The following is a 23,256-nucleotide window of genomic DNA, read 5'->3' as shown; positions in this document are numbered from 1 at the left end:
GAAAGTGAAAAACGCGGCTAGCCCGCGTTTTTTTGCGTCTGCGTTTTCCTTTCAGTTATTTTACCCATTACATACCGCAGTTTTACCTGGCGCCAGCGCCGACATGGAGATCAATATGCTTACAATCCGACTTCCCGATGGTTCCGCCCGTCAATTCGACGGCCCGGTCACCGTGGCCCAGGTTGCGGCCAATATTGGTACCGGCCTGGCCAAGGCTGCCCTGGCCGGCAAGGTCGACGGCAAGCTGGTCGACACCTCTTACCTGATCGAGCAAGACGCGGAACTGGCGATTGTGACGGACAAGGACGCCGATGGCCTGGAGGTGATCCGCCACTCGACGGCCCACTTGCTGGCGTATGCCGTCAAGGAGTTATTCCCGGACGCGCAAGTGACCATCGGTCCCGTGATCGACAACGGCTTTTACTATGACTTCGCCTACAAGCGTGCGTTCACGCCGGAAGATTTGACGGCGATCGAAAAGAAAATGACGGAGCTGGCCAAGAAGGATGAGCAAGTCACGCGCAAAGTGCTGGCGCGCGACGAAGCCATAGACTACTTCAAGAGTATCGGTGAAGCGTACAAGGCAGAGCTGATCGCTTCGATCCCGGCCGACCAGGAGGTGTCGCTGTATTCCGAAGGCAAGTTTACGGACTTATGCCGTGGCCCTCACGTGCCATCGACGGGCAAGCTGAAAGTATTCAAGCTGATGAAGCTCGCTGGTGCCTACTGGCGCGGCGACTCGAAAAACGAGATGCTGCAGCGTATCTACGGCACGGCTTGGGCCAAGAAGGAAGACCAGGAACTGTATTTGCACAATCTGGAAGAGGCGGAAAAGCGCGACCACCGCAAGCTGGGCAAGCAGCTCGACTTCTTCCATTTTCAGGAAGAAGCGCCGGGCCTGATCTTCTGGCACCCGAAAGGCTGGTCGATCTGGCAGCAGGTCGAGCAATACATGCGTAATGTGTACCAGGTCAACGGCTACCAGGAAGTCAAGGCGCCGCAAATTCTCGACCGTGGTCTGTGGGAAAAAACCGGCCATTGGGATAATTATCGTGAAAACATGTTTATCACGGAATCGGAAAACCGCGCCTATGCGTTGAAGCCGATGAATTGCCCCGGTCATATCCAGATTTTTAACAATGGCATGCGCAGCTACCGCGATTTGCCGTTGCGCTACGGCGAATTCGGTCAATGCCACCGCAATGAGCCATCGGGTGCCTTGCACGGCATGATGCGCGTGCGCGGCTTTACGCAAGATGATGGCCACATCTTCTGCCTGGAAGAGCAGATTGCCGGCGAAGTGACGGCCTTCCACCAGCAGGCGATGGATGTGTACACGGCTTTCGGCTTTACGAATATCGACGTGAAACTGGCCTTGCGTCCCGATAATCGCATCGGCACGGAAGAGTCGTGGGATTTCGCCGAGGAATCGTTGCGTTCGGCCTTGCGCGCCTGTGGCGTGGAATGGACAGAATTGCCGGGCGAGGGTGCGTTTTATGGTCCGAAGATCGAATATCACCTGAAAGACAGCCTGGGCCGCGCATGGCAAGTGGGCACCGTGCAGATCGATCCGTCGATGCCGGGTCGTCTGGGTGCTGAATATGTGGCCGTCGACAACACGCGCCAGGTACCGATCATGCTGCACCGCGCGATCGTGGGTTCCTTGGAGCGTTTCATCGGCATCCTGATCGAGCACTATGCGGGCGCCATGCCCTTGTGGTTGGCGCCGGTGCAAGTGTCGGTGTTGAATATTTCCGATGCTCAAGCCGACTATGTACAGGAAGTTACAACAAAACTGCGCAAAGCGGGGCTGCGCGTACAGGCCGATTTGCGTAACGAGAAGATTACCTATAAAATACGTGAACATTCCGTACAAAAATTGCCTTACATCTTAGTAATTGGCGACAAAGAACGGGATGCGAATACAGTGGCCGTGCGGGCGCGGGGCAATGTCGATCTGGGCGTCATGTCCGTCGATGCCCTGATTGAGCGACTCAAACATGAAGTCGACACCAAGGCCTGACGAGGAAACTCGCTGCACGACCGTCTTACAAGATTTTTAAAGGAAACTACAATAGCTACTGACAAGTCACATCGCATCAATGGCGAAATCACTGCCCCTGAAATGCGTTTAAGCGGGGTCGATAACGAGCCACTCGGTATCGTAAGTTTGGCTGAAGCCTTCCGCCTGGCGGAAGAGGCAAACGTCGACCTGGTGGAAATTGCGCCTACAGCGCAGCCACCGGTGTGCCGTTTGATGGACTACGGCAAATTTAAGTATTCGGAGCAGAAAAAAGCTCACGAAGCCAAATTGAAGCAAAAGATCATCCTCGTGAAGGAAGTTAAATTCCGTCCGGGGACTGATGATGGTGACTACAATATCAAGTTGCGTAATCTCATCAAGTTCCTTGAGGATGGCGATAAAACCAAAATCACGCTGCGTTTCCGCGGTCGTGAGATGGCGCATCAGGATATTGGCTTCCGCATGCTGGAACGTCTGAAAGCCGATCTGGAGCCGCATGGCCAGGTCGAGCAGTTCCCGAAGATGGAAGGCCGCCAAATGATCATGGTTCTTTCGCCTAAGAAGAAGAAGTAAGCTACAATAGTGTTTTACTGTGGATCGACGCAGTTTGTGCCTGCATTGGTGCAATGCTAGATCCCAGGCAGAATTTGTGCGGCCCGCTCAGCAATGTGTGGGCCGCGCGAACTGTAGCGGACTCGCATCCGCTGCACAACATGTGAAAGCAGGCATCTAAGCGCAGCGTCGTGTTGCCACCTGCAATCCTGTTATAAATGGAGCTGTCCGTAAGAGGACAGATTGCTATGCCTAAAATGAAGACCAAAAGCTCTGCGAAAAAACGTTTTCGCGTGCGCCCGGGTGGTACTGTTAAATGTGGTCATGCGTTCAAACGCCACATCTTGACCAAGAAAACCACCAAGCTGAAACGCGCTCTGCGCGGTACCACCAATGTCGCTGCGTCTGACGTGAAATCCGTCTACCGCATGATGCCGACTGCTTAATCTCACACTCAATTTAAGGAGTTACTATGCCTAGAGTAAAACGTGGGGTTACAGCTCGTGCCCGTCATAAAAAGATTCTTGTTCAAGCTAAAGGCTACCGTGGTCGCCGCAGCCGTGTATACCGTGTTGCCAAGCAAGCAGTTATGCGCGCTGGCCAATACGCTTACCGCGATCGCCGCAACAAGAAGCGTGTTTTCCGCCGCCTGTGGATCGCCCGTATCAACGCCGCTTCCCGTGAGCATGGCGTAACGTACAGCGTATTCATGAACGGCTTGAAAAAAGCAAATATCGAACTGGACCGTAAAGTCCTGGCCGATATGGCTGTGATGGACAAGCCAGCATTCGCTGCGATTGTCAACGCAGTTAAAGCAAAAATCGCTGCGTAAGCAACGGTGATTGCGCAACGTCATCCGTAGGGTGGCGTTAGAACGGCAACTGACAAAATCGTCGCGAGCGGAAGGGAGTTGCGGTCGAGAAGCGCAACCGTACGAAAGTACGGTGAGCATCGCAAACCGTAAATCACGACGCGCAGCAGATTAGGTCGGTTGTCACAAAGAGCGGGGCAGGGGTGTAAACCTTATGCCCCGTTTCCGTTTTTGATTATTGGACTTTTGATAAGCAAGTCCAGAATTGATGTCCAAAACAGGAAATGCCGCATGAACTCCCTAGAAGAACTCGTCGTCTCGGCCCAGGCTGACTTTATCGCCGCCGCAGACGCTGCCGCACTTGAAAACGCCAAAGCCCGCTACTTGGGCAAGACTGGCCAGATTACCGAAATGATGAAGGGTCTGGGCAAGCTCGACCCGGACGCGCGCAAGGCGCAAGGCGCCTTGATCAATGCCGTCAAAGTGCAGATCGAAGACGCGCTGACGGCGCGCCGTGATGCGCTGGCCGATGCCCAAATGCAAGGCCGCCTGAACGCTGAAGCGATCGACGTGACCCTGCCAGGCCGTGGCCGCATGCCCGGCGGCATCCATCCCGTGATGCGCACGTGGGAACGCGTCGAAGAGATTTTCCGCTCGATCGGCTTCGACGTGGCTGACGGCCCTGAAATCGAAAACGACTGGACCAACTTCACGGCGCTCAATAGCCCGGAAAATCATCCCGCCCGTTCCATGCAGGACACTTTCTATATCGATGGCAATGACAGCGATGGCAAGCCCTTGCTGCTGCGCACGCACACCAGCCCGATGCAGGTGCGCTATGCACGCACGCACACGCCGCCGATCAAGGTCATCGCGCCGGGTCGCACTTACCGCGTCGACAGCGATGCGACCCATTCGCCGATGTTCCACCAGGTCGAAGGCCTGTGGATCGCCGAAGACATCAGCTTTGCCGACTTGAAGGGCGTATACCTGAATTTCGTCAAGGCTTTCTTCGAAACGGATGACTTGCAAGTGCGTTTCCGTCCGTCGTACTTTCCGTTCACGGAACCATCGGCCGAGATCGACATCGCCTTTGGCTCTGGTCCATTGAAGGGCCGCTGGCTGGAAGTGTCGGGCGCCGGCCAGGTGCACCCGAGCGTGGTGAAGAACTTCGGCCTCGATCCCGAGAAATTCATCGGTTTTGCTTTCGGCTCCGGCCTGGAACGCTTGACGATGCTGCGCTACGGCATCAACGACCTGCGTCTGTTCTATGAAGGCGACTTGCGTTTCCTGAAGCAATTCAACTAAGCGTTGTTCCGTTTGATTCATGGCGCTTGAGCGCCTGTACGCTCGCGCTGTGAGCTTTGACCCTTTGAAGGCTTGATTATGCAATTTTCCGAAAACTGGCTCCGTACCATGGTCGATCCGAAGATGACTTCGGACGAACTGGCCCATCTGCTGACCATGTCCGGTCTCGAAGTCGAGGACGTTGATCCTGTCGCCCCGCCATTCTCGAACGTGGTGGTAGGCTTGGTCCTGGAGATGGAAAAACACCCGAACGCGGACCGCCTGAATGTGTGCCAGGTCGACGTCGGCACGGGCACCATGCTCAACATCGTTTGCGGCGCGCCGAACGTGCGCCCAGGCTTGAAAGTCGTCTGCGCGATGGCCGGCGCCGTGCTGCCGCCGGGCGCCGACGGCAAGCCGTTTGAAATCAAGGTGGGCCAGCTGCGCGGCGTCGAGTCGCAAGGCATGCTGTGCTCCGCGCGCGAATTGAAATTGTCGGAAGAAAACGCCGGCTTGCTGGAATTGCCGGACGACGCGCCGATCGGCCAGAATTTTCGCGATTACTTTGCGCTCAACGATTTGAAATTCACCATCAAGTTGACGCCGAACAAGGCGGACTGCCTGTCCGTGCTGGGCGTGGCACGCGAAGTGTCGGCCCTCACGGGCGTGGCCTTGAATGTGCCGCAGTTCCGCACCGTGCCCGTTTCCAGTGACGAAGTCTTGCCAGTGACCGTGAGCGCGCCGGACCTGTGCGGCCGTTTCACGGGCCGTGTCATCCGCGGCTTGAACGCCCGTGCCGCCACGCCGGACTGGATGAAGCAGCGCCTCGAGCGCAGCGGCCAGCGTCCACTGTCGGCCCTGATCGACATTTCCAACTATGTCCTGCTGGAACTGGGCCGTCCTAGCCATGTGTTTGACCTGGCGAAGATCCACGGTAGCCTCGACGTACGTTGGGGCAAGGCGGGCGAATCCGTCAAGCTGTTGAATGGCAACACCATCGCCGTCGACGAGTGGCTAGGCGTCATTGCCGACGAGCAGGAAATCGAATCGCTGGCCGGCATCATGGGCGGTGACGCCAGTTCCGTATCGGACGATACGGACAGCATCTACCTGGAAGCGGCATTCTGGTGGCCGAACGCGATTCAAGGCCGCGCGCGCCGCTTGAATTTCTCTACCGATGCGGCGCACCGCTTCGAACGCGGTGTCGATTTCGCCACCAACGTCGAGCACATCGAACGCATCACCGCCCTGATCGTGGAAATTTGCGGCACGCCGGCAACCACCGTCGGCCCCGTCGACGACCATGTGGTGAACTTGCCGCAGCGCCAGCCGGTGTCGATGCGCACGGCGCGCGCGCAAAAGGTCATCGGCGTGCCGCTCAACGACGCGCTGATCGCCGATATCTTCAGGCGCCTGGCCCTGCCATTCACCCTGGCCGACGGCGTGTTTTGCGTGACGTCGCCCAGCTACCGTTTCGACATCGAGATCGAGGAAGACTTGATCGAGGAAGTGGCGCGCGTGTACGGTTTTGAAAACATCCCGACCTTGCCGCCCGTAGCGGCGAACGTGATGCAGATTGCACCTGAAAATACCCGCTCCCTGTTTGCGGTACGCCATGCGCTGGCCGACCTGGGCTTCCAGGAAGTGGTGAACATGAGCTTTGTCGACACGGCATGGGAGCGCGATTTCTCGGCCAACACGCACCCCATCAAGTTGCAGAACCCGATCGCCAGCCAGATGAGCGTGATGCGTTCTTCGCTGATCGGCAGCCTGATCGCCAACGTGCGCTACAACCTGAACCGCAAGACCAACCGCGTGCGCATCTTCGAAGTGGGCGCCATCTACCAGCGCGACGACAGCGTGGAAAACGGTCCCTTGTCGGTGGCCGGCTACGCCCAGCCTAAGCGTGTGGCGGCCATGGCCTACGGCGCGGTCGCCGACGAGCAGTGGGGCCAGACTGCGCGCACGGTCGACTTCTTCGACGTGAAGGCGGACCTGGAGGCACTGTTTGCGCCGCTGGTGTTGCGTTTCACCAAGGCGCAACACCCGGCCCTGCATCCTGGCCGCTCGGCCAACGTGGAACTCGATGGCAAGGTGATCGGTTTCATCGGTGAATTGCACCCGCGTTGGATGCAAAAGTACGATTTGCCGCTGGCGCCCGTGCTGTTCGAAGTCGACGCCGCTGCCCTGACGCAACGCGTCGTGCCCGTGTACCAGGAAATCTCGAAATTCCCAGGCGCCAGTCGCGATCTGGCCGTCGTCGTCAAGCAATCGGTGGCGGTGCAAGATTTGCTCGACAGCTTCCGGGCTGCCGCCAAGGCAAGCGCAGCAGCGCGTATCGTGCAAGCCATTGTTTTATTTGATGAATATCGCGGAAAAGGATTGGAAGCGGATGAAAAAAGCCTTGCTTTCCGGATTAGCTTGCAAGATACTCAAAATACCCTGCAAGACGATGTCGTCGATGGCCTGATGGCTGTTTTGATCGATGCTGCCAAGCAGGGCCACGACGCGAAACTGCGTTCGTAATTACCGGACTGGCCGTCGCCTAGCGTGACGGCCAGTGCGTCGTCAACCGTAGACGAGCTTGCCGAAAGGCGGGTTCGGGCGTACAGAAAAGGCAGGGCAGGAAAATTAATAATAGCGACGTTGATTCCGCCGTACTGCAATCCGCACTGGCCGCCGATCTGCATCGGGCCATGCTGGTTGCCAAAGTGCGCCAGGAAGCGGAAAAAGATTTACCCACCTTGACCAAGGCGGAACTGGCTGAGCTGTTGTTCGAGCAAGTGGGCCTGAACAAGCGCGAAGCGAAAGATATGGTCGAGACCTTTTTCGATGAAATCCGCAATGCGCTCGAGCGTGGCGAGGCCGTCAAGCTGTCCGGTTTCGGCAATTTCCAGTTGCGCGACAAGCCGCAGCGGCCGGGCCGCAATCCGAAGACGGGCGAAGAGATTCCCATCACGGCACGCCGTGTCGTGACCTTTCATGCGAGCCAGAAGCTGAAAAGCATGGTCGAAGAGACCAGTCCGCTGGCACGTGCTGCCTGAGTGAGTGGCGATGAACGAGCGCATCAGTAAAACCGAGTTGATCGCCTTGCCGCCCATTCCGGCGAAACGCTATTTCACGATCGGTGAGGTGAGCGAGTTGTGCGGCGTCAAACCGCATGTACTGCGCTACTGGGAGCAGGAGTTTTCTCAGCTAAAACCGGTCAAACGACGTGGCAATCGTCGTTATTATCAGCACCATGAGGTGCTGCTGATACGCCGTATCCGCGAATTGTTGTATGAGCAAGGCTTTACGATCAGTGGCGCGCGCAACAAACTCGATAGCCGTGGGGCATCGCATGGCATCGTCAATGAGCTGCCTTTGCCGCCGGCCATGGCTGTTGTATCGCAGGAAGAACCACTGGACCGCGCGTGGATACGCAATGAATTAATGGCGATTTTAAACTTGCTAAAATAAGATTTGTACCAATATAGGTGGAGTTGTCCGATACCGGCTGACTGTATTGCATGGGCTAGCTGCCCGGTTGCTCCCGGTGTCCTGGGGTGCGCCATATTTTGAATATAATGCGAATGTTGCGTTTTTGTTAGTGACGCTAAGCCGGAGCAGCATCCAGGTTCCGGTAGTCTTTCCCATGCCAGGAAAATTTAAGGGGAAACAATGATACGCGTTGCCATTTGTGATGATCACCAAATAGTACGAGCTGGATTCAAACAGATTTTTTCGTCGTCTGACGATTTCAGTGTGGTGGCGGAAGCCGGTACCGGGCGGGAAGCGCTCGATATCGCCCGCCGCGAAATTTGCGATGTATTGCTGCTCGATATAGCCATGCCCGATCAAAGCGGCATCGATACCTTGCGCACCATCCGCCAGGGCCAGCCTGAATTGCCGGTGCTGATCCTCAGCGGCTATCCGGCGCAACAATACGCCTTGAACCTGTTCAAGATGGGCGCCAATGGCTATCTGAACAAGGAATGCGAAGCCGATGAGCTGATGACGGCCGTGCGTACCGTGTTCCAGGGACGGCGCTACGTCAGTTCCACGGTGGGCGAGTTGCTGGCGCAGTCGTTTGACCGCGATACGAATGCCGCCCTGCATACAGAACTGTCGGACCGTGAATTCCAGGTCTTCCTGCGCCTGGCGCGCGGCGCCACCGTGTCCGATATCGGTGTCGCTTTGTCACTGAGCATCAAGACGGTGAGTACTTACCGTACGCGCATCATGGAAAAAATGGGCTTGCAATCGAACAGCGATTTGACCTATTACGCAATGAAAAACAATTTGCTTGACTAGTCCGGCAGTGTGATCATGGCAGCATGATCGCTCAGCGAGCTAGCCGGGTACGACTTGTGCAGTGCAGCAGTCTGTGGCGAGGATTATAATCGGTCGGCTTCGGTGTTTTCTCCCGTGTCGAACCTTGCTAAGGATGCCCATCAGGATGTATTTTACCGTTGAACCGGCCCCACATCACCGCCTGCCCCTCTACAAGACCATCCTGTGCGTGGCTTGTGCCTTCTTGCTTGTACTCAATGGTTTTAGTCTCTTCCATAATCTGCAATCGCTGAAGGGCGCGAATGCCTTGCTGAGCCAGAGCGCTCGCGTGGCAGACCGCCTGCAGTATCTGAACGTGCTCGTGCTCGATGCGGAAAGCAGCTTGCGTGGCTATTTCATTTCTGGCTCCGAAACGTATCTGGGGCCGTCGAAGACCGCGATCACCGAAATAGAAAACGAATTCAATGAGCTGCAAACTTTGCTTGCTGGCAGTCCTACGCAGCTGAAAAACTTGGGCCAATTGAAAAGCTTGATCCGTCGTAAGATGTTAATGCTGCAAGAGTCAGTCGAGGTCTACAAGCAGGGTGGGCTGGCCGAAATCGTCAATATCTCGCGCGTGACCGATGACCGCGCCACGATGGATGAAATCCGCCTGCAGGTAGTGATCATGACGCGCGAACAGAATGAAGCGCTGGCGTCCGGCAGCGCCGCTTTTTACCATGAGTATCAGAAAGCCGTGCTGCTTGGTATCGGTATCAATGCACTGGCCATCCTCGTGCTGATCATGTTTTATCAGCTGGTGCGGCGCAGCTTCCAGAACCGCGCCGCCGTCGAGTATGCCTTGCAAAATGCCAATGACACCCTGGAGTCGACGGTCAGCAAACGTACGCAGCAGTTATCCGTGCTGTCGCGCCATTTGATCAGCGTCAATGAGGTGGAAAAGGCGCGCCTGGCGCGTGAGTTGCACGATGAATTGGGGGCCAATTTGACCTCGATCAGCATGGACCTGGGCGCCGTCACGCAGCAACTGGCGCACACGCAGCCGGAATTGGCCGCGCAACTGCGCCGCGCCAAGGCGACCCTGCTCGAAACGGTGGAACTGAAGCGGCGCATTGTCGAAGATTTGCGTCCCAGCCTGCTCGACAACCTGGGCCTATGCGCCGCCATCGAAAGCTACTGCGAGGATTTCATGCGCATGAGTTCTGTGCGTTGCGAAACGGACGTGGCCATCAATATTGACAATCGCGAAGCCACGCTGACGATCGCGCTGTTTCGCATCGTGCAGGAATCGTTGACCAATATCCTCAAATATGCGCGTGCCGGCATGGTCACAGTGAGCTTGAAACGCAATGAACACGGCCTGGTGCTGCGCGTAATCGATGACGGCATCGGCATCAGCGAAGATGCCCTGCAAAAACCGATGTCGCACGGCTTGCTGGGCATGCGCGAGCGGGCCTTGCTGCTCGGTGGTACCCTCACCGTGCGCCAGGGGCCGGACGGCAAGGGCACGTGTGTGGAAGCGTTGATACCGCTGCCGCTGACGGCGGAACCGGAAGAAATCGACGAAGATGGCGGCGCTTGACGCTACACGGACGTAATGAACGTAATGAACGTAAAAATGGCCGGGCATATAGCCCGGCCATTTTTCTATCTAGTCTGCCTATTCAGATCAGCCGCGCATTAGCAGCGCGAAACGTCGCGCAGCAAGCGGTCGTATTCCGTCTTGGCGACCTTGTAGCACTCGCCCGCGTAGCATTCGAGGCCAGCGCGGTCCAGCACCGTGATATTGCCGCGGCGATAGTGGATCAAGCCTTCTTCTTGCAGCTTGCCGGCAGCGGCCGTGATGCTTTCGCGGCGCACGCCCAGCATGATGGAAATGAGTTCTTGCGTCACTTTCAATTCGTTCGATGGCGAGCGATCCAGGCGGTCAAGCAGCCAGCGGCAGAGTTTTTGCTCGATCGAGCTATGGCGCCCGCCGACCGCATTTTGCGCCATTTGCGCAAACAGGGCGTTGGTATAGCGCATTAGCAACTGCGGCAGGGCGCCACCTTGATTGAAGGCGTCGCGCAAGCTTTGCGTTTTGAGGCGGTAACCGTAGCCGGCACTTTGCACGACGGCCGTGCACATGGCGCGCTCGCCTGCCAGCAGCGAGGCACCAGCCACGCCTTCATGACCGACGACGGCGATTTCCGTCGTGGCGCCGTCTTCCATCACATACAGCAGCGAAATGATGGCGGTGGTGGGGAAATAGCTGTACTCCAGATGATGACCGTAGGCGTACAGTTCCTTGCCGAAAGGCAGTTCCACCAGTTCCAGGCCTTCGAACAGCGATTCGAGCGCGGCGCGCGGCAGGGCGGCCAGTAACTCATTCTGTTGAGCACTGCTGAGGCTAACCCGTGACGCAAGCTTGATTTCCCGTCCGGCCGCCGGCATGCTGCGCGGCAGCAACTGGTTCTTTTGGATCGGGGCGATAAGTTGAGTATGGCTCATAGTATTCCTCACAGGCTTTTTACATCGGAGTGCGACTGCCGCGTTGCTGATCAAAAAAAAGCTGCCGTACCCATGTGGTGACGGCGATTTTATCGAGCGCGCGCTGCAGATCGCGATGTAGCTACTTTAAAAGCTTATGTAAGTGGCGAACATAAGATTAGCAGTCGCCACTTTGTAGTCTCATTTGAGGTAAAAATGTAGTCCTTGTCCTACGTGCGCACGTTTGACTGTTGATCCTCGCGCCGTCCTGTACGATTTTGTGATAACACGCGAGGCTTGTTGGCGCTGCGCAGGCCGGCCGGGCGTACGCTGGGCAAGCCGCCGCGCAGGCTTGCCTGGCGCGCGTCAGGCACATTGTGTTCGCTCAAGCGGAAACGGCTGACGGCCTGCGTCAGCGCCTCGCCTTCCTGGTGCAGGCGCTGGGAACCAGTGCGCGCCTCGTCGACCAGGCCGGCGTTCTGGCGTGTCATGTCATCGATTTGCGCCAGCGCCTGGTTGATGCGGGCGATTTCGCTATTCTGCTCGGCGCCGGCGCTGCTGATGCGCCCGATCACCAGCGCTACTTGTTGTACGGCATCGACGACTTGCCGCATGGTGCTGCCGGCGGCATTGACGAGATCACCGCCCGCATCGACGGTGGCCACGGAATCGCCGATCAGGCGCTTGATTTCCAGCGCCGCCTCGTTCGAGCGCTGCGCCAGGCTGCGCACCTCAGAGGCGACGACGGCAAAGCCGCGTCCTTGTTCGCCAGCGCGTGCCGCCTCCACGGCCGCGTTCAGGGCCAGGATATTGGTCTGGAAGGCGATGCCGTTGATGACGCCAATGATATCGACGATCTTGTGCGAACTTGCCTTGATCGAGGCCATCGTCTCGACCACGGCGCCCACCGTTTTGCCGCCGCGCAGGGCCACCTCGGCAGCCGTCGCCACCAGTGTGCGTCCCTGTCCTACGTGCGCTTCGTTGCGCCCGACGGTGGCCGTCAGTTCGCGCATCGAGTCCACGGTGGCGCCCAGCGCATCGGCTTGCGTGGCCGTATGGCCGGATAGGGCGGCGTTGCCCTGGGCGATATCGGCGCCAGCGGCGGCGATGATGGCCGCGCCGCCGCGGATTTCCTGCACCAGGGTGGCCAGGCCGTGCGTCATGGCGCCAAAGTCGCGTACCAGGTCGCCGATTTCGTCCTGCGCCTGCGAGGTGATGCGTTGCGACAGGTCGCCCGCCGCCGCCGCGCCGACGGCCAGACGCAATTGTGCTACGTCGCGCGCGAAGGCAGCATAAAAGCCAGCGCACAGGTAAGCGGCGGCCAGCAGCACCAGCAGCATGGCGGCCAGGATCAGGCCTCGGCGCGCCTCATCGCGGGCAATGCGCTGCGCCAGCAGGCTGTCCAGGCCAGTGGCGGCGGTGCCGGAGAGCGTCTGCAAGGCGTCGATGGCTTGCATGCCGGCCGCGTGGAATTGCGCGCCCGAGCTCTGGTTGTAGGAATTCATCACTTCATTCTTGTTGCGTTCGAGGAAGGCCAGCGCCACCGGCACGGCTTTCAGTGCGCCTTGCAAGCTGGCCTGCAAGGCTGGCTCGGCGGCGATGATTTCGTCGAAGCGCGCTGGCAGGCGCTCCAGTTCGTGGCGCGCGATCAGGGCGTTGGCGTTGACGAGTTGGTCTTCGTTTGCTTCGAACAGGCCCGTGTCGATGTAGGCGGCGCCGCGCCCGGCGATGTCGGACAGGCTCTCGGCCAAGTCGGGCAGGGTGGCCGTGAAGACGGCGCTCAGGTGGTTGGCGCCCGCATCCGGGTCCAGGCCCAGGTGCGAGCGGTCGGCCACCAACTGGCCCAGTTTGGCCGCCTGGCGCAGCAGCGCCGTGTGCGCCGCGTAGCTGTCGCGTGCCGCCAGGCCCGCCTGGCGGCCCAGCAGGGCTTGCCACTGCTGTGTCAGCTCGGCCGCCTGGGGCAGGCCTGCGCCTGCTGGCAAGCGTCCCAAGTCGACCAGCGTCGTCGTGATACGCGCATTCAAGGCCGTATTGTTCATGCTCGCCTTGCCGCTCAGGCGCAAGTGTTCGACCCCGCGCCGCTGCTGCAGCAAGCGTGTAACGTCCTGCAGTTGGCGCACATAGGCCACGCCCCGTTGCGCATCCTGCGCCTGGGCCAGCGACTTGCCTAGCTCCGAGATCAGCAGGGTCGTCGCGAGTGCCAGCGGCAGCAGGAAGACCAGGCAGACAAGCATGAATTTGGGTAGCAAGCGCAGGCGCTGCATGAGTCGGATGGCGGGCGTGAGGAGGATTTTCATCGATTTTCCAGGATGGGTGATAGCATTGGTGCAGTGCAATGTTGCCTGTAGATTGTGACCCCTTGATGAAATGCACGACCCTGTGGCCTGGGCGTGTCATTAATTTTGCCGTGCGCCAGAGTGAAGCAGTTCACACGGAAGGGCGATCCTTCTGTAAAATCGAGGGTTTTTTGCGAGGGCCATATTATGGTCACCAATATGGCCAACGAGAACGACATTACTACCCCCGATTCCAGCGATAATGCGGGCAACGCTGCGGCGTCAGTCAGCAGCAAAGCGCCTGCCATGATCGCGCGCGAAGTGCAGCGCCGCCGCACCTTCGGCATCATTTCCCACCCGGATGCGGGTAAGACTACCCTGACGGAAAAACTGCTGCTGTTCTCGGGCGCGATCCAGATGGCCGGTACTGTCAAGGCGCGTAAATCGGGCCGCCATGCGACGTCCGACTGGATGGAGATCGAGAAGCAGCGCGGCATTTCCGTCGCTTCTTCGGTGATGCAGTTCGAATTTCGCGACCACGTCGTCAACCTGCTCGACACCCCGGGCCACCAGGACTTCTCGGAAGACACCTACCGCGTGCTGACGGCCGTCGACTCGGCGCTGATGGTGATCGATGCGGCCAAGGGCGTGGAAGCGCAGACGATCAAGCTGCTGGCCGTGTGCCGCATGCGCAATACGCCCATCGTCACGTTCATGAACAAGATGGACCGCGAGACGCGCGATCCGCTGGACCTGCTCGACGAACTCGAATCGGTGCTGAAGATTCAGTGCGCGCCCGTCACCTGGCCCATCGGCATGGGCAAGAACTTCCGCGGCGTGTATCACCTGCTGAACGACGAGATCATGCTGTTCAAGGCCGGCGAAGAAAAAGCTGACGGCGCCTTCGAGATCATCAAAGGCATCGACAATCCGCGCCTGCAAGAGATGTTCCCGCTGGAGATGGACCAGTTGCGCATGGAAGTGGAGCTGGTGCACGGCGCCTCGAACCCGTTCAACCTGGAGCAATTTCTCTCCGGCGTGCAGACCCCCGTGTTCTTCGGTTCGGCCATCAACAACTTCGGCGTGCGCGAGATTCTCTCCGCGCTGGTCGACTGGGCACCGGCGCCGCGCGAGCGCGATGCGACCGTGCGCTCGATAGCGCCGTCCGAACAGCCGTTTACCGGTTTCGTCTTCAAGATCCAGGCCAATATGGACCCGGCGCACCGCGACCGCATCGCCTTCTTGCGTGTGTGCTCGGGACGTTTCGAGCGCGGCATGAAGGTCAAGCACTTGCGCCTGGGGCGCGAGATCAAGGTGTCGAACGTGGTGACCTTCATGGCATCCTCGCGCGAACAGGTGGAAGAGGCGTATGCGGGCGATATCATCGGCTTGCCAAACCACGGCAACATGCAGATCGGCGACAGTTTTTCCGAAGGCGAGATGCTGACCTTCACCGGCATCCCCTACTTTGCGCCAGATTTCTTCCGCTCCGTGCGCATCCGTAATCCCCTGAAAATCAAGCAGTTGCACAAGGGCTTGCAGCAGTTGGGCGAAGAGGGTGCAGTACAGGTCTTCAAGCCGGTGCAGGGCGGCGAACTGGTACTGGGCGCCGTCGGCGTGCTGCAGTTTGAAGTCGTGGCCAGTCGTTTGCTGAACGAATATGGCGTCGATGCCGTGTTCGAGGGCACCAGCATCAGCAGCGCGCGCTGGGTCAGCTGCGACGATAAGCGCGTCTTGCAGGATTTCGAGGATGCCTTGGGTCACAACGTGGCCTATGATGCGGCTGGCAACATGGCTTACCTGGCCACGTCGGGCGTGAACTTGCGTTTGACGCAAGAGCGTTGGCCGAAGCTGACGTTCCACGCGACGCGCGAGCATTCGGCCAAGCTGGCTTAAGTACCGGGTCAGACCCATCGACAGCCGGGGTCGTACCCTGAGGGTACGACCCCAGTCCTTGCACTTGGGTTCAGGCCCTACGCCGGCACGATCGTGCGCGTGCTCCAATCGCGCCGCTCCAGCAGCAATGCCGTCAACTGCGCCGCCGTCATCGGGCGTGCAAAGAAGTAGCCCTGCACGTTGTCGCAGCCAGCCTTTCTTAAAAACTCCACTTGCTGCAGCGTTTCCACGCCTTCGGCCACCACTTTCAGATGCAGGCTGTGCGCCATGGCGATGATGGCCGTGACGATAGCTTCACCTTCTCCTGGCAAGTCGTGCACGAAGCTGCGGTCGATTTTCAATTGATCGATGGGCAGGCGCTTCAGGTAGGACATCGAGGAATAGCCGGTGCCGAAATCGTCGACCGACAGATGGATGCCAGTTTCCTGCAGGCGCCGCATCAATTCCACGTTGGCGTGGATATTGTCCATCAATACCCCTTCCGTGATTTCCAGCTCCAGCAAGCCATGCGGCAGCTGCGTTTCGTGCAGGATGGCGCGGATATCATCCATCAATCCCGGGTCGCGCGCCTGGCAGGCCGACAGGTTGACGGCCACGTGTTCGAGCGAATCGAGCAGGCCGGCCTTGCACCAGAGAGCCGCCTGGCGGCAGGCGCTTTGCAGCACCCAGCGTCCGAGCTCGACGATGATGCCGCTTTCCTCTGCCACGGGAATGAATTCGCTGGGGCTGAGCTGCCCCATTTCGCGGCAATGCCAGCGTATCAGCGCTTCCACGCCGACAATACGTCCGCTGCGCAAGTCGATTTGCGGCTGGTAGTGCAGATACAGTTCCTCGTTTTGCAGCGCGCGGCGCAGGTTCGCCTCGATGCGCAGGCGGCGTTGGGCGCGCAATTCCATTTCTGACTGGAACACGGCGTAGCGGTTCTTGCCTTGGTGCTTGGCATGGTACATGGCCGTGTCGGCATTGCGCGTCAGGGTGGTGACGTCCTGCGCATCGAATGGATACAGACTCACGCCGATGCTGGCGCTGACATACAGCTGGTGGCCTTCGAGCGCAAACGGCGCAGCCAGCACGGCCAGGACCTTGCGCGCCACGCTGGCCAATTCCGAGGCGTCGTCTGCCGGTTCGACGATGACGACGAATTCGTCGCCGCCTATGCGGCAGATGATGTCGGCGCTGCGCAGGATCGACACCAGGCGCTCGGCAACGAGTTTCAGCAGTTGGTCGCCACAGTGGTGGCCCAGCGTATCGTTGACCACCTTGAAGTTGTCGAGGTCTAGCAGCAGCAGTCCCACGCTGCTGTCCTGGCGGTCAGCACGCGTCAGCGCGTAGGCAAGGGCGCTGTTGAATTCATGGCGGTTCGGCAGTTGCGTGACAGGGTCGACGTGGGCCAGGTAGTGCAAATGGGTTTCTGCTTGCTGGGCGGCGGTGCGGGTGCGGCGCACCATCAGCAGCGTCAGGCCGAATGCACATAGGCAAACGAGCAGGGTGAAGGCGGAAAATTGCGCCAGGCTGCCGAACAGCGGCGTCAGGCTGGCGCGCAGATATAGTGCGCCGCCGCCGGGCAAGACCAGGAGCTGGGCCGCGCTGCCGTTCAGGTAGTCGATCTGCAGGCCGCTGCGCGGCGCTGTGGGCGAGGCATCGCTGGCGCTGCGTGCATAGCGGGCAAATGGCGTGCCATACGGACTATAGAGCAGCGCTTGCTCGATATGCGGGGCGGCGGCGAGGGGGGCGAGCAGCAGTTGCGCCGCAAGACGATCGTCCTGGCGCATGGCCCGGGTAGCCGCTGGCGCCAGCATCTCGGCCTGGATGAGCAGGTTGCGCTGCAAAGAGGTCTGGAGGGAAAATAACTGAAAGAAGATCAGCAGCAGGCTGGCCATGGCCAGCATGCCGGCTGCGGCGACCAGGTTCAGCCTGGCTATCCGGTCACCGGGCAAGGGCACCGAGGGCAGCATCAATGGCGTCATCATGACGCACTCTCCTGCCGGGCTCGCTTGCCGCCGGCCCATGTGATTCCGCCTTGCCCTGCCATACTTTACGTTCCAGTCTGATGAAAACCGAAGTGAGCCGGAACTCTCAACGTGTTGTTAAGACCGATATTTTGTCATTTTGTAGTGCGAAAGTACAGGGCGCGCGGCAATTTATTGGCCATGGTACAGGCCGCTTGTCGCTTGCAAGGCGATAAGTGAGGCGCAATAAGCGGCGCGTATTTTTCTAATAATTATGCAAGCTTGATTGGCAGCCTTTTTTTTGATGGCGTATTTTCTCCTGAAAATATGCTGCCGGAAAAAGTGCAATGAAGAGTAATTGCATGGGTTTCAGCCGTCCTGGCAGGGGTGCATTCTTTGTTTGCATTCGTCATTGCAAGTCATTGATTTTAATAAATTTTAATGAGCAATGCGAGAACGCTATGGCCTTGCTCCGAGAGTTCGTCCATAATCTGCTGATGATGGACGTTCTAATGCTGTTTGTTTTGTCTGGCGCAGCCAAGCACGCTGCCGCCAGCAAAACCGGACGTCGCCCTAATGATGAATAGTGAGGATATCTTGGAAATAAAACCAAAAATTATTTTGTCGTCACAAGACCTGGAACGACTCGAAGCGTTGTTGTATGCCTTGGGAAATAATTTGTCGCCGGACAAGGTCGCCTTGCTCGATGAGCTGGGCCGTGCCGAGGTGCTCGAGCCGCAAGAAATACCGCCCACCGTGGTGACGATGAATTCTACCGTGCGCTTCACGGTAGAAAACAAGGATGAGTTCTGCCTGACGCTCGTATATCCGAAGGATGTGGAAGGCCAGGCCGACCGCATTTCCGTACTGGCACCGGTCGGCAGCGCACTGCTGGGCTTGTCCATAGGCGACAGCATCGCCTGGCCCATGCCCGGCGGCGTGGTGAAGGTGAAGATCGAGGAAATCGTGTATCAGCCTGAACGTGCCGGTGAGTATCACCGCTAAGCAGCGATGGCGGACGGCGCCTGCCGTTCGCCCGTCTGGCCGAGTTTTTAAGCATTAATTGTTGCGTTGCACGCGCACCACCAGCCATCCCGCCACGACGGTAAACGTGAGGATGATGGCCACGATAATCCAGAAACCCTGCGGGTGTTGCGCCAGCGGAATTCCCCCCACATTCATGCCCAGCATGCCGGCGATGATATTGATCGGCAAGGCCAGCACGGTGACGATGGTCAGCACGAACAGGCTGCGGCTGTTTTCCTCGTTGACGCTGGCGGCAATCTCTTCCTGCAGCAGCTTGATGCGCTCCTGCAAGGATGACATATCGCTGAGTACGACGGAAAATTCCTCCGTTGACTGGCGCAGTTCCAGGCTGTCCAGCTCGGAAACCCACGCGGGCGGGCGTTGCAGCAGACGGAACAGGGCCGCCGGTTCCGGCGCCAGCAGGCGCTGCAGGCGCACCAGCACGCGCCGCATGGCGCCCAGGTCTTCGCGCTTGGGCACCAGGCGTCCGGCCAGCAAGTGGTCTTCAATATCGTCGACCCGCGCCACGGCATCGCGCACGATGTTGACCAATACGTCGGCCTGGTCGCGCAGCAGATGGATCATCAGTTCCACCGACGAACGGATAGGCTCGTGGTTCTTGATGACCGCCTGGCGCAGGCGTTCTATCGACTGCAGCGGCGCGCGGCGCGCCGTGATGACGAGGTTTTGCTCCACGCTGGCCCACATGGTGGAAATGTCGGACGCTTCGAATGAAAAATTGTGTACCACATCGTTGACCACCGCGATCAGGGTGTTTTCCGCCTGTTCGATGCGCGTCGAGCGCGAACCCTGGTGCAGGGTTTCATAGAATTCGTCGGCCAGCTGCGTATGCGTCATCAGCCATTTTTCGCTGGCCGCATGCGACAAATTGAAGTGCAGCCAGACAAATTGCTGCGCCGGCCTGGCCGCGCCATCGGCCAGCCAAGCGCCTGCGGCGGCCGAGTCCAGCGCCAGCGGCTGCGCTTCGCGGTCAAACAGGAAGCCCCAAACCAGGCCCGAGGTGTCCGAACCGTAGGTGAAACCGGCAGTTTCCTTTGCCATCGTGAATCTTTCTCGCGCAGTATGATTGATCGTCGCGCGATTCTAATACAGAGATGTGTCGGGACAATGACAAGGCCGGTTTGTCGTTCCTGCTATCGTGCGACGCCCGACAGCACCGTAGCGAGCGACTGCCGAGCGCCGCGCAGTAGTTTTGCTCAGGTGTTACTCACGGCGGGGCTGCACTTGCGCGGCGACCCAGTCACCACGCTCCAGGCGCCAGTGATTGTTCTCTTGTCTCCAGGCGGCGTGGCGATACTGCTGGCCGCCGCGTTCGCGCAGCCATTTGCCGCCGCTCCAGACATGGCGCTGCCCGTCCCAGTTCCAGTAGCCTGGCGCCCAGACATAGCCGGCGCGCGGCGCGGGCGCGCTTTCAAACCGTGGCGGAGGCGGGGCGTTGCCAACGACAATGCTCACGCCGAGCTGATTCTGTGCTGTCGCCTGCGCGGGCAAGAAGGCCGCGGTGCTGACGGCAAGCATGGCTGCTGCGTAGAGTGCGATGGGTGTCATGCGGTGCTCCATTTCGGTAATTGCGTGAAATGGACTATAGCCACTTGTCGGCGCGCTGATCGCCTTTGATGCAACTTCTTACAACTGACACAATACTGTGTCTGCGTGGCCGAGAGCAATGGCGCCCTGGCGTCAGCATGGACGGCTCACAAGGCGCTGGCGCTGGCATTGGCCAGCAAGGCTTGCCGTTCTTCGATCAGCGAGATTTTCTTTTCTTGTTCCGTCATGCGCTTGGCGCTGACCACCACCACGGGAATGGCGCCGGTTTGTACCGCAGCGCTCGTGACGGCAGCTGTTGGCTGGGTGAAACTGGCGTAGCTGGCGTAGCTGGCACCGCAGGCGATGGCAACGGCGATGGTGAAGATGGCTTCCATGTTTTTCAAGGTGTTTTTTGGCGTGTTCATGATCGGTCCTGTCGGGTGGGCGGTTGGCGATGTCTGCACTGTAGCGTAGCGTGCGCCGGTGCGCCATGCGCATGCGACCAGGCGTAGTTTTGGCGGCATGGCTTGCAGAAAAACGGCGCTGAAATGCCGTTCCCGGGACGGGTGGGCGAGCGCTTGAATTGAGGCCTAATTAGCCCTGTATCCTGGCATATGAATGCAATTGCCCTATGGCATTATTTGACACGATGCAGTGTTGTGCGCTTGCTGTGTGTCATGTCTTGCATCACGTATTGCCGCATGGATTGCACGCTTGGCGCGCGCAAGGTGCAGCGCCAGCTGGCCTGCTAGAATCGGCATGGCAGCCGTGTTGCGCACACTTGCGCGCGCAATCATTTTCATCAGGAGTCACACATGTTCCAATTGTTTGGTTTTGGCGGCGCCCGCTGTCCGCGCTGCGAGCATAAGAACGGCGCGGCCGCCGGCTATTGCGCGCAATGCGGCTTGTCACTGGGCGCTCCCGACAGCGATGCGGTGCTGCATGCCAATCAATGGCATCTTGCTGATGGGCAACTGGCTCTATTTTTTGGCGTGCGCGAGTTGTCCTCGCTGTTCGGCAATGCAGCGCGCCGCTTGCAGGTGCCCGCCGAGTCGCGCGCCTGGATCGTGCAGTCGGACGCTTTCACCCTGGTACCGGTTGGCAGCTATGACAGCGCCGCCTTCTTTGCCCGACTGCCGGCGCTGTTGCCGGCGCGTCCGGCCGAAGTGCTGATCGCGCGCGCCGACGCTGTGAGCCTGGAATTCGACTTGCCTGGCCTGGCCAGCGCGGAGTTGCTGAACGTCACCGCGTCCCTGCGCGTCGATATCGGGCTGGGCCAGTCCGATGCGTTCGGGCGCCAGTTCATGCGTGCGCCAGGCGCCGTCACGCGCGCGCATCTGCACGCCTTGCTGCTGCCGTCGGTGCGCCAGATTGTGCTCGAATTCATCGGCAGCCGGGTGCTGCACGAGATGGACGCGAATGCCGATTTGCGGCCCGAATTGAACGAACGCCTGCAATCGTCCCTGACCCAGCGCCTGGCGCCTAGCGGCCTGGCCGTGGCGCGCGTGGAGACCCTCAGCCTGCGCCACGACAAGCGCGAGAGCGAGGGCAAGGGCGACACTGGTGCCTGCATCGGCACGCTGTGGCTGGGCGGCTTGGCGTCGCAGCAATTGGAACAGCACAGTCTGGAACGCATGCGCCAGCTCGACCAGCTGTATGACGCAGAAGAATGGCAGCGCATCGGCCGTGAAGAACTGGCGGCGCGCCATGCGCACCGGCGCGCCGAACTGCAACAGGATGCGACGCTGGAAAAGGCGGAGCTGGGGCACCAGGAAGCGGAGCGCCTGCAAGCGCTGCGCGGGCGCCAGATCGACCTGTATGGCCGCATCCTCGAAGCGAAGTCGCGGCGCCAGGCACTTGAGCATGGCGCCGCGCTGGCGCTGGGCGAACTGGAACAGGAGCTGGCGCAAAAGGGCGCGCAGCGCGCCGATGAAGCAGCCAACTGGGAACACGTGCGCGCGCTGGCCGCCATCAAGATGCGCAGCGAGCTGGAACTGTCGCAGTTGCATGGGCGCGAACAGCTCCAGCTGGCGCAGCAGCGCTTTACCCATCAAGTGCACTTGCAGTCGATCGCGCAGCAGATCGAAAGCGCGCTGCTGATCGACGACGAGACGGGCCGCCGCACCCAACTGGCGCGCCTGCGCCAGGCGCAAGCGGATGCGGCCCAGCGCGAGGCGCAACTGGAGGCGGAGCAGCACCAAGCCGCCTGGCAGGGGCTGATGCTGGTCAATGCCGCGCGCAAGCGCGAGGCCGAGCGGGTGCAGGAGTGGGAAGACCAGATGCAGCTGGCGCGCCAGCGCGAACTGCTGCGCGCCGAGGCCCACAAGGATGAAGCGGCCCAAGTGCAGGCGGCAGAAATTGCGGAAAAAGTGGCGGCGCTGCGGCGTGGCGGCGCGCGCGAGGATGCCATCGCGCAGCAGGAAAAACTGCTGCGCACCATCGAGGCTGATGGCGTGCATGCGCGCCAACTGCAGCAGCAGTCGCAGCTGGCGCAGCTCGACGCATTGGCCATCGAGGAGCAGCGCCAGCAACTGCGCCAGCTGGAACAGGAAGCGCAATGGCAGCGCGACTTGCAGGCCATGGCGCAGCAGCGCGAAAGCGATTACGCGCGCTGGAAGGGGGAATACGACGCCCTGCTGGCGCAGCAGGCGCATGCGGCCGAACTGGCGCGCATCGACATCGAGCGCATTGAGAAGATCGGTTCTCTGAGCGACACTGGCAAGGTAGCCATGGCCGCCGGGCAAAATGCAGCCGCGCTGGCGCAAGTGTTGAAGGCGCAGCTGCAGGCGGGCATGAGCGCCGAACAGATCCACGCGCTGGCGGCGCTGGCGGCAGCCGAGAACAGTATCGCGCCGCAGGATGCGATACGCATGGCGCACGATAGCGTGGCGCAGGAGCGCAGCTACCTGGACGGCCAGTTTGAGCGTGAACGGCGCCAGCAGCTCGACCTGATCACGCTGCACAATGCGGCGCATGCGCATGGCCTGTCGGCGCAGGTGCAGCTGGGCGTGGCCGTGGCGCAGGCGCTGCAGCCAGGCGCCGCCAGCGCGGCACCGCTGCGCTGCAAGAACGGGCATGCGCAGCGCGTGGGCCATCCTGAAGATCAATTTTGCGCCGCCTGCGGCGTTGCCCTGCAGCCTTGATGGA

At 59.7% G+C, this 23,256-nt stretch carries 20 protein-coding genes; 14 read left to right on the top strand and 6 right to left on the bottom strand.

Translation table 11 applies throughout. The annotated features are described in order from the left end of the window. Positions 1 to 115 precede the first annotated feature (115 nt). From thrS to H4V96_RS13125, 10 genes are all read left to right on the top strand, one after another. A complete protein-coding gene (gene thrS, locus H4V96_RS13170; protein WP_196855976.1) occupies positions 116 to 2,023 on the top strand; it encodes a threonine--tRNA ligase in 1,908 nt (635 codons plus the stop codon). Between the two features lie 51 nt (positions 2,024 to 2,074). Beyond that, positions 2,075 to 2,596 carry a translation initiation factor IF-3 gene (infC, locus tag H4V96_RS13165; protein WP_080570656.1) on the top strand — a complete coding sequence of 174 codons (522 nt, stop codon included), beginning with the start codon at positions 2,075 to 2,077 and terminating at the stop codon, positions 2,594 to 2,596. A gap of 227 nt (positions 2,597 to 2,823) precedes the next feature. Next, positions 2,824 to 3,021: a 50S ribosomal protein L35 gene (rpmI, locus tag H4V96_RS13160; protein WP_010399216.1), complete on the top strand. Its 198-nt coding sequence runs from the start codon at positions 2,824 to 2,826 to the stop codon at positions 3,019 to 3,021. Positions 3,022 to 3,047: 26 nt separating this feature from the next. Further along, positions 3,048 to 3,407 (top strand): 50S ribosomal protein L20, encoded by a 360-nt coding sequence (rplT, locus tag H4V96_RS13155; protein WP_010399214.1) that lies wholly within the window; start codon positions 3,048 to 3,050, stop codon positions 3,405 to 3,407. 270 nt (positions 3,408 to 3,677) lie between these two features. Then, positions 3,678 to 4,694 (top strand): phenylalanine--tRNA ligase subunit alpha, encoded by a 1,017-nt coding sequence (gene pheS, locus H4V96_RS13150; RefSeq protein WP_196855975.1) that lies wholly within the window; start codon positions 3,678 to 3,680, stop codon positions 4,692 to 4,694. Positions 4,695 to 4,772: 78 nt separating this feature from the next. After that, positions 4,773 to 7,199 carry a phenylalanine--tRNA ligase subunit beta gene (gene pheT / locus H4V96_RS13145; RefSeq protein ID WP_196855974.1) on the top strand — a complete coding sequence of 809 codons (2,427 nt, stop codon included), beginning with the start codon at positions 4,773 to 4,775 and terminating at the stop codon, positions 7,197 to 7,199. A 170-nt stretch (positions 7,200 to 7,369) separates the two neighbouring features. Beyond that, complete coding sequence (locus H4V96_RS13140) at positions 7,370 to 7,717, top strand: integration host factor subunit alpha (protein ID WP_010399205.1); 348 nt, start codon at positions 7,370 to 7,372, stop codon at positions 7,715 to 7,717. Between the two features lie 10 nt (positions 7,718 to 7,727). After that, positions 7,728 to 8,132 (top strand): MerR family transcriptional regulator, encoded by a 405-nt coding sequence (locus H4V96_RS13135; RefSeq protein ID WP_010399203.1) that lies wholly within the window; start codon positions 7,728 to 7,730, stop codon positions 8,130 to 8,132. 201 nt (positions 8,133 to 8,333) lie between these two features. Continuing rightward, a complete protein-coding gene (locus H4V96_RS13130; RefSeq protein ID WP_010399201.1) occupies positions 8,334 to 8,966 on the top strand; it encodes a response regulator transcription factor in 633 nt (210 codons plus the stop codon). A gap of 145 nt (positions 8,967 to 9,111) precedes the next feature. Further along, positions 9,112 to 10,527 carry a CHASE3 domain-containing protein gene (locus tag H4V96_RS13125; RefSeq protein ID WP_196855973.1) on the top strand — a complete coding sequence of 472 codons (1,416 nt, stop codon included), beginning with the start codon at positions 9,112 to 9,114 and terminating at the stop codon, positions 10,525 to 10,527. 98 nt (positions 10,528 to 10,625) lie between these two features. On the opposite strand, the gene H4V96_RS13120 is transcribed toward H4V96_RS13125, so the two are convergent. Both H4V96_RS13120 and H4V96_RS13115 read right to left on the bottom strand, forming a co-directional pair. Then, positions 10,626 to 11,435: a Crp/Fnr family transcriptional regulator gene (locus H4V96_RS13120; RefSeq protein ID WP_010399198.1), complete on the bottom strand. Its 810-nt coding sequence runs from the start codon at positions 11,433 to 11,435 to the stop codon at positions 10,626 to 10,628. Positions 11,436 to 11,644: 209 nt separating this feature from the next. Next, positions 11,645 to 13,711, bottom strand: a complete 2,067-nt coding sequence (locus H4V96_RS13115; protein WP_280720991.1) for a methyl-accepting chemotaxis protein — start codon at positions 13,709 to 13,711, stop codon at positions 11,645 to 11,647. A 198-nt stretch (positions 13,712 to 13,909) separates the two neighbouring features. Between H4V96_RS13115 and H4V96_RS13110 the strand changes: the two genes are divergently transcribed. Continuing rightward, positions 13,910 to 15,586 carry a peptide chain release factor 3 gene (locus H4V96_RS13110; protein WP_029496495.1) on the top strand — a complete coding sequence of 559 codons (1,677 nt, stop codon included), beginning with the start codon at positions 13,910 to 13,912 and terminating at the stop codon, positions 15,584 to 15,586. Between the two features lie 77 nt (positions 15,587 to 15,663). On the opposite strand, the gene H4V96_RS13105 is transcribed toward H4V96_RS13110, so the two are convergent. Next, positions 15,664 to 17,556: an EAL domain-containing protein gene (locus H4V96_RS13105; protein ID WP_196855971.1), complete on the bottom strand. Its 1,893-nt coding sequence runs from the start codon at positions 17,554 to 17,556 to the stop codon at positions 15,664 to 15,666. 341 nt (positions 17,557 to 17,897) lie between these two features. Here H4V96_RS13105 and H4V96_RS13100 point away from each other — a divergent pair, with 341 nt between their 5' ends. Together H4V96_RS13100 and rnk are read left to right on the top strand one after the other, a co-directional pair. Continuing rightward, on the top strand, positions 17,898 to 18,122 hold the full coding sequence (locus H4V96_RS13100; protein ID WP_196855970.1) for a hypothetical protein: 225 nt from the start codon (positions 17,898 to 17,900) through the stop codon (positions 18,120 to 18,122). 10 nt (positions 18,123 to 18,132) lie between these two features. After that, positions 18,133 to 18,540, top strand: coding sequence for a nucleoside diphosphate kinase regulator (gene rnk, locus H4V96_RS13095; protein ID WP_029496493.1), 408 nt, complete (start codon positions 18,133 to 18,135; stop codon positions 18,538 to 18,540). 54 nt (positions 18,541 to 18,594) lie between these two features. Here rnk and H4V96_RS13090 read toward each other — a convergent pair whose 3' ends face one another. From H4V96_RS13090 to H4V96_RS13080, 3 genes are all read right to left on the bottom strand, one after another. Then, a complete protein-coding gene (locus H4V96_RS13090) occupies positions 18,595 to 19,623 on the bottom strand; it encodes a transporter (protein ID WP_196855969.1) in 1,029 nt (342 codons plus the stop codon). Between the two features lie 162 nt (positions 19,624 to 19,785). Beyond that, a complete protein-coding gene (locus H4V96_RS13085; RefSeq protein WP_010399182.1) occupies positions 19,786 to 20,130 on the bottom strand; it encodes a YXWGXW repeat-containing protein in 345 nt (114 codons plus the stop codon). A 146-nt stretch (positions 20,131 to 20,276) separates the two neighbouring features. After that, a complete protein-coding gene (locus H4V96_RS13080) occupies positions 20,277 to 20,534 on the bottom strand; it encodes a hypothetical protein (protein WP_280720990.1) in 258 nt (85 codons plus the stop codon). 390 nt (positions 20,535 to 20,924) lie between these two features. Here H4V96_RS13080 and H4V96_RS13075 point away from each other — a divergent pair, with 390 nt between their 5' ends. Beyond that, positions 20,925 to 23,252, top strand: a complete 2,328-nt coding sequence (locus H4V96_RS13075) for a hypothetical protein (protein ID WP_196855967.1) — start codon at positions 20,925 to 20,927, stop codon at positions 23,250 to 23,252. The last annotated feature ends 4 nt before the right edge of the window (positions 23,253 to 23,256 follow it).

It is taken from the genome of Janthinobacterium sp. CG_23.4, assembly GCF_029892305.1.
GTDB lineage: Bacteria > Pseudomonadota > Gammaproteobacteria > Burkholderiales > Burkholderiaceae_D > Janthinobacterium > Janthinobacterium lividum_D.
This window is presented reverse-complemented; position numbering and strand designations above follow the sequence as displayed.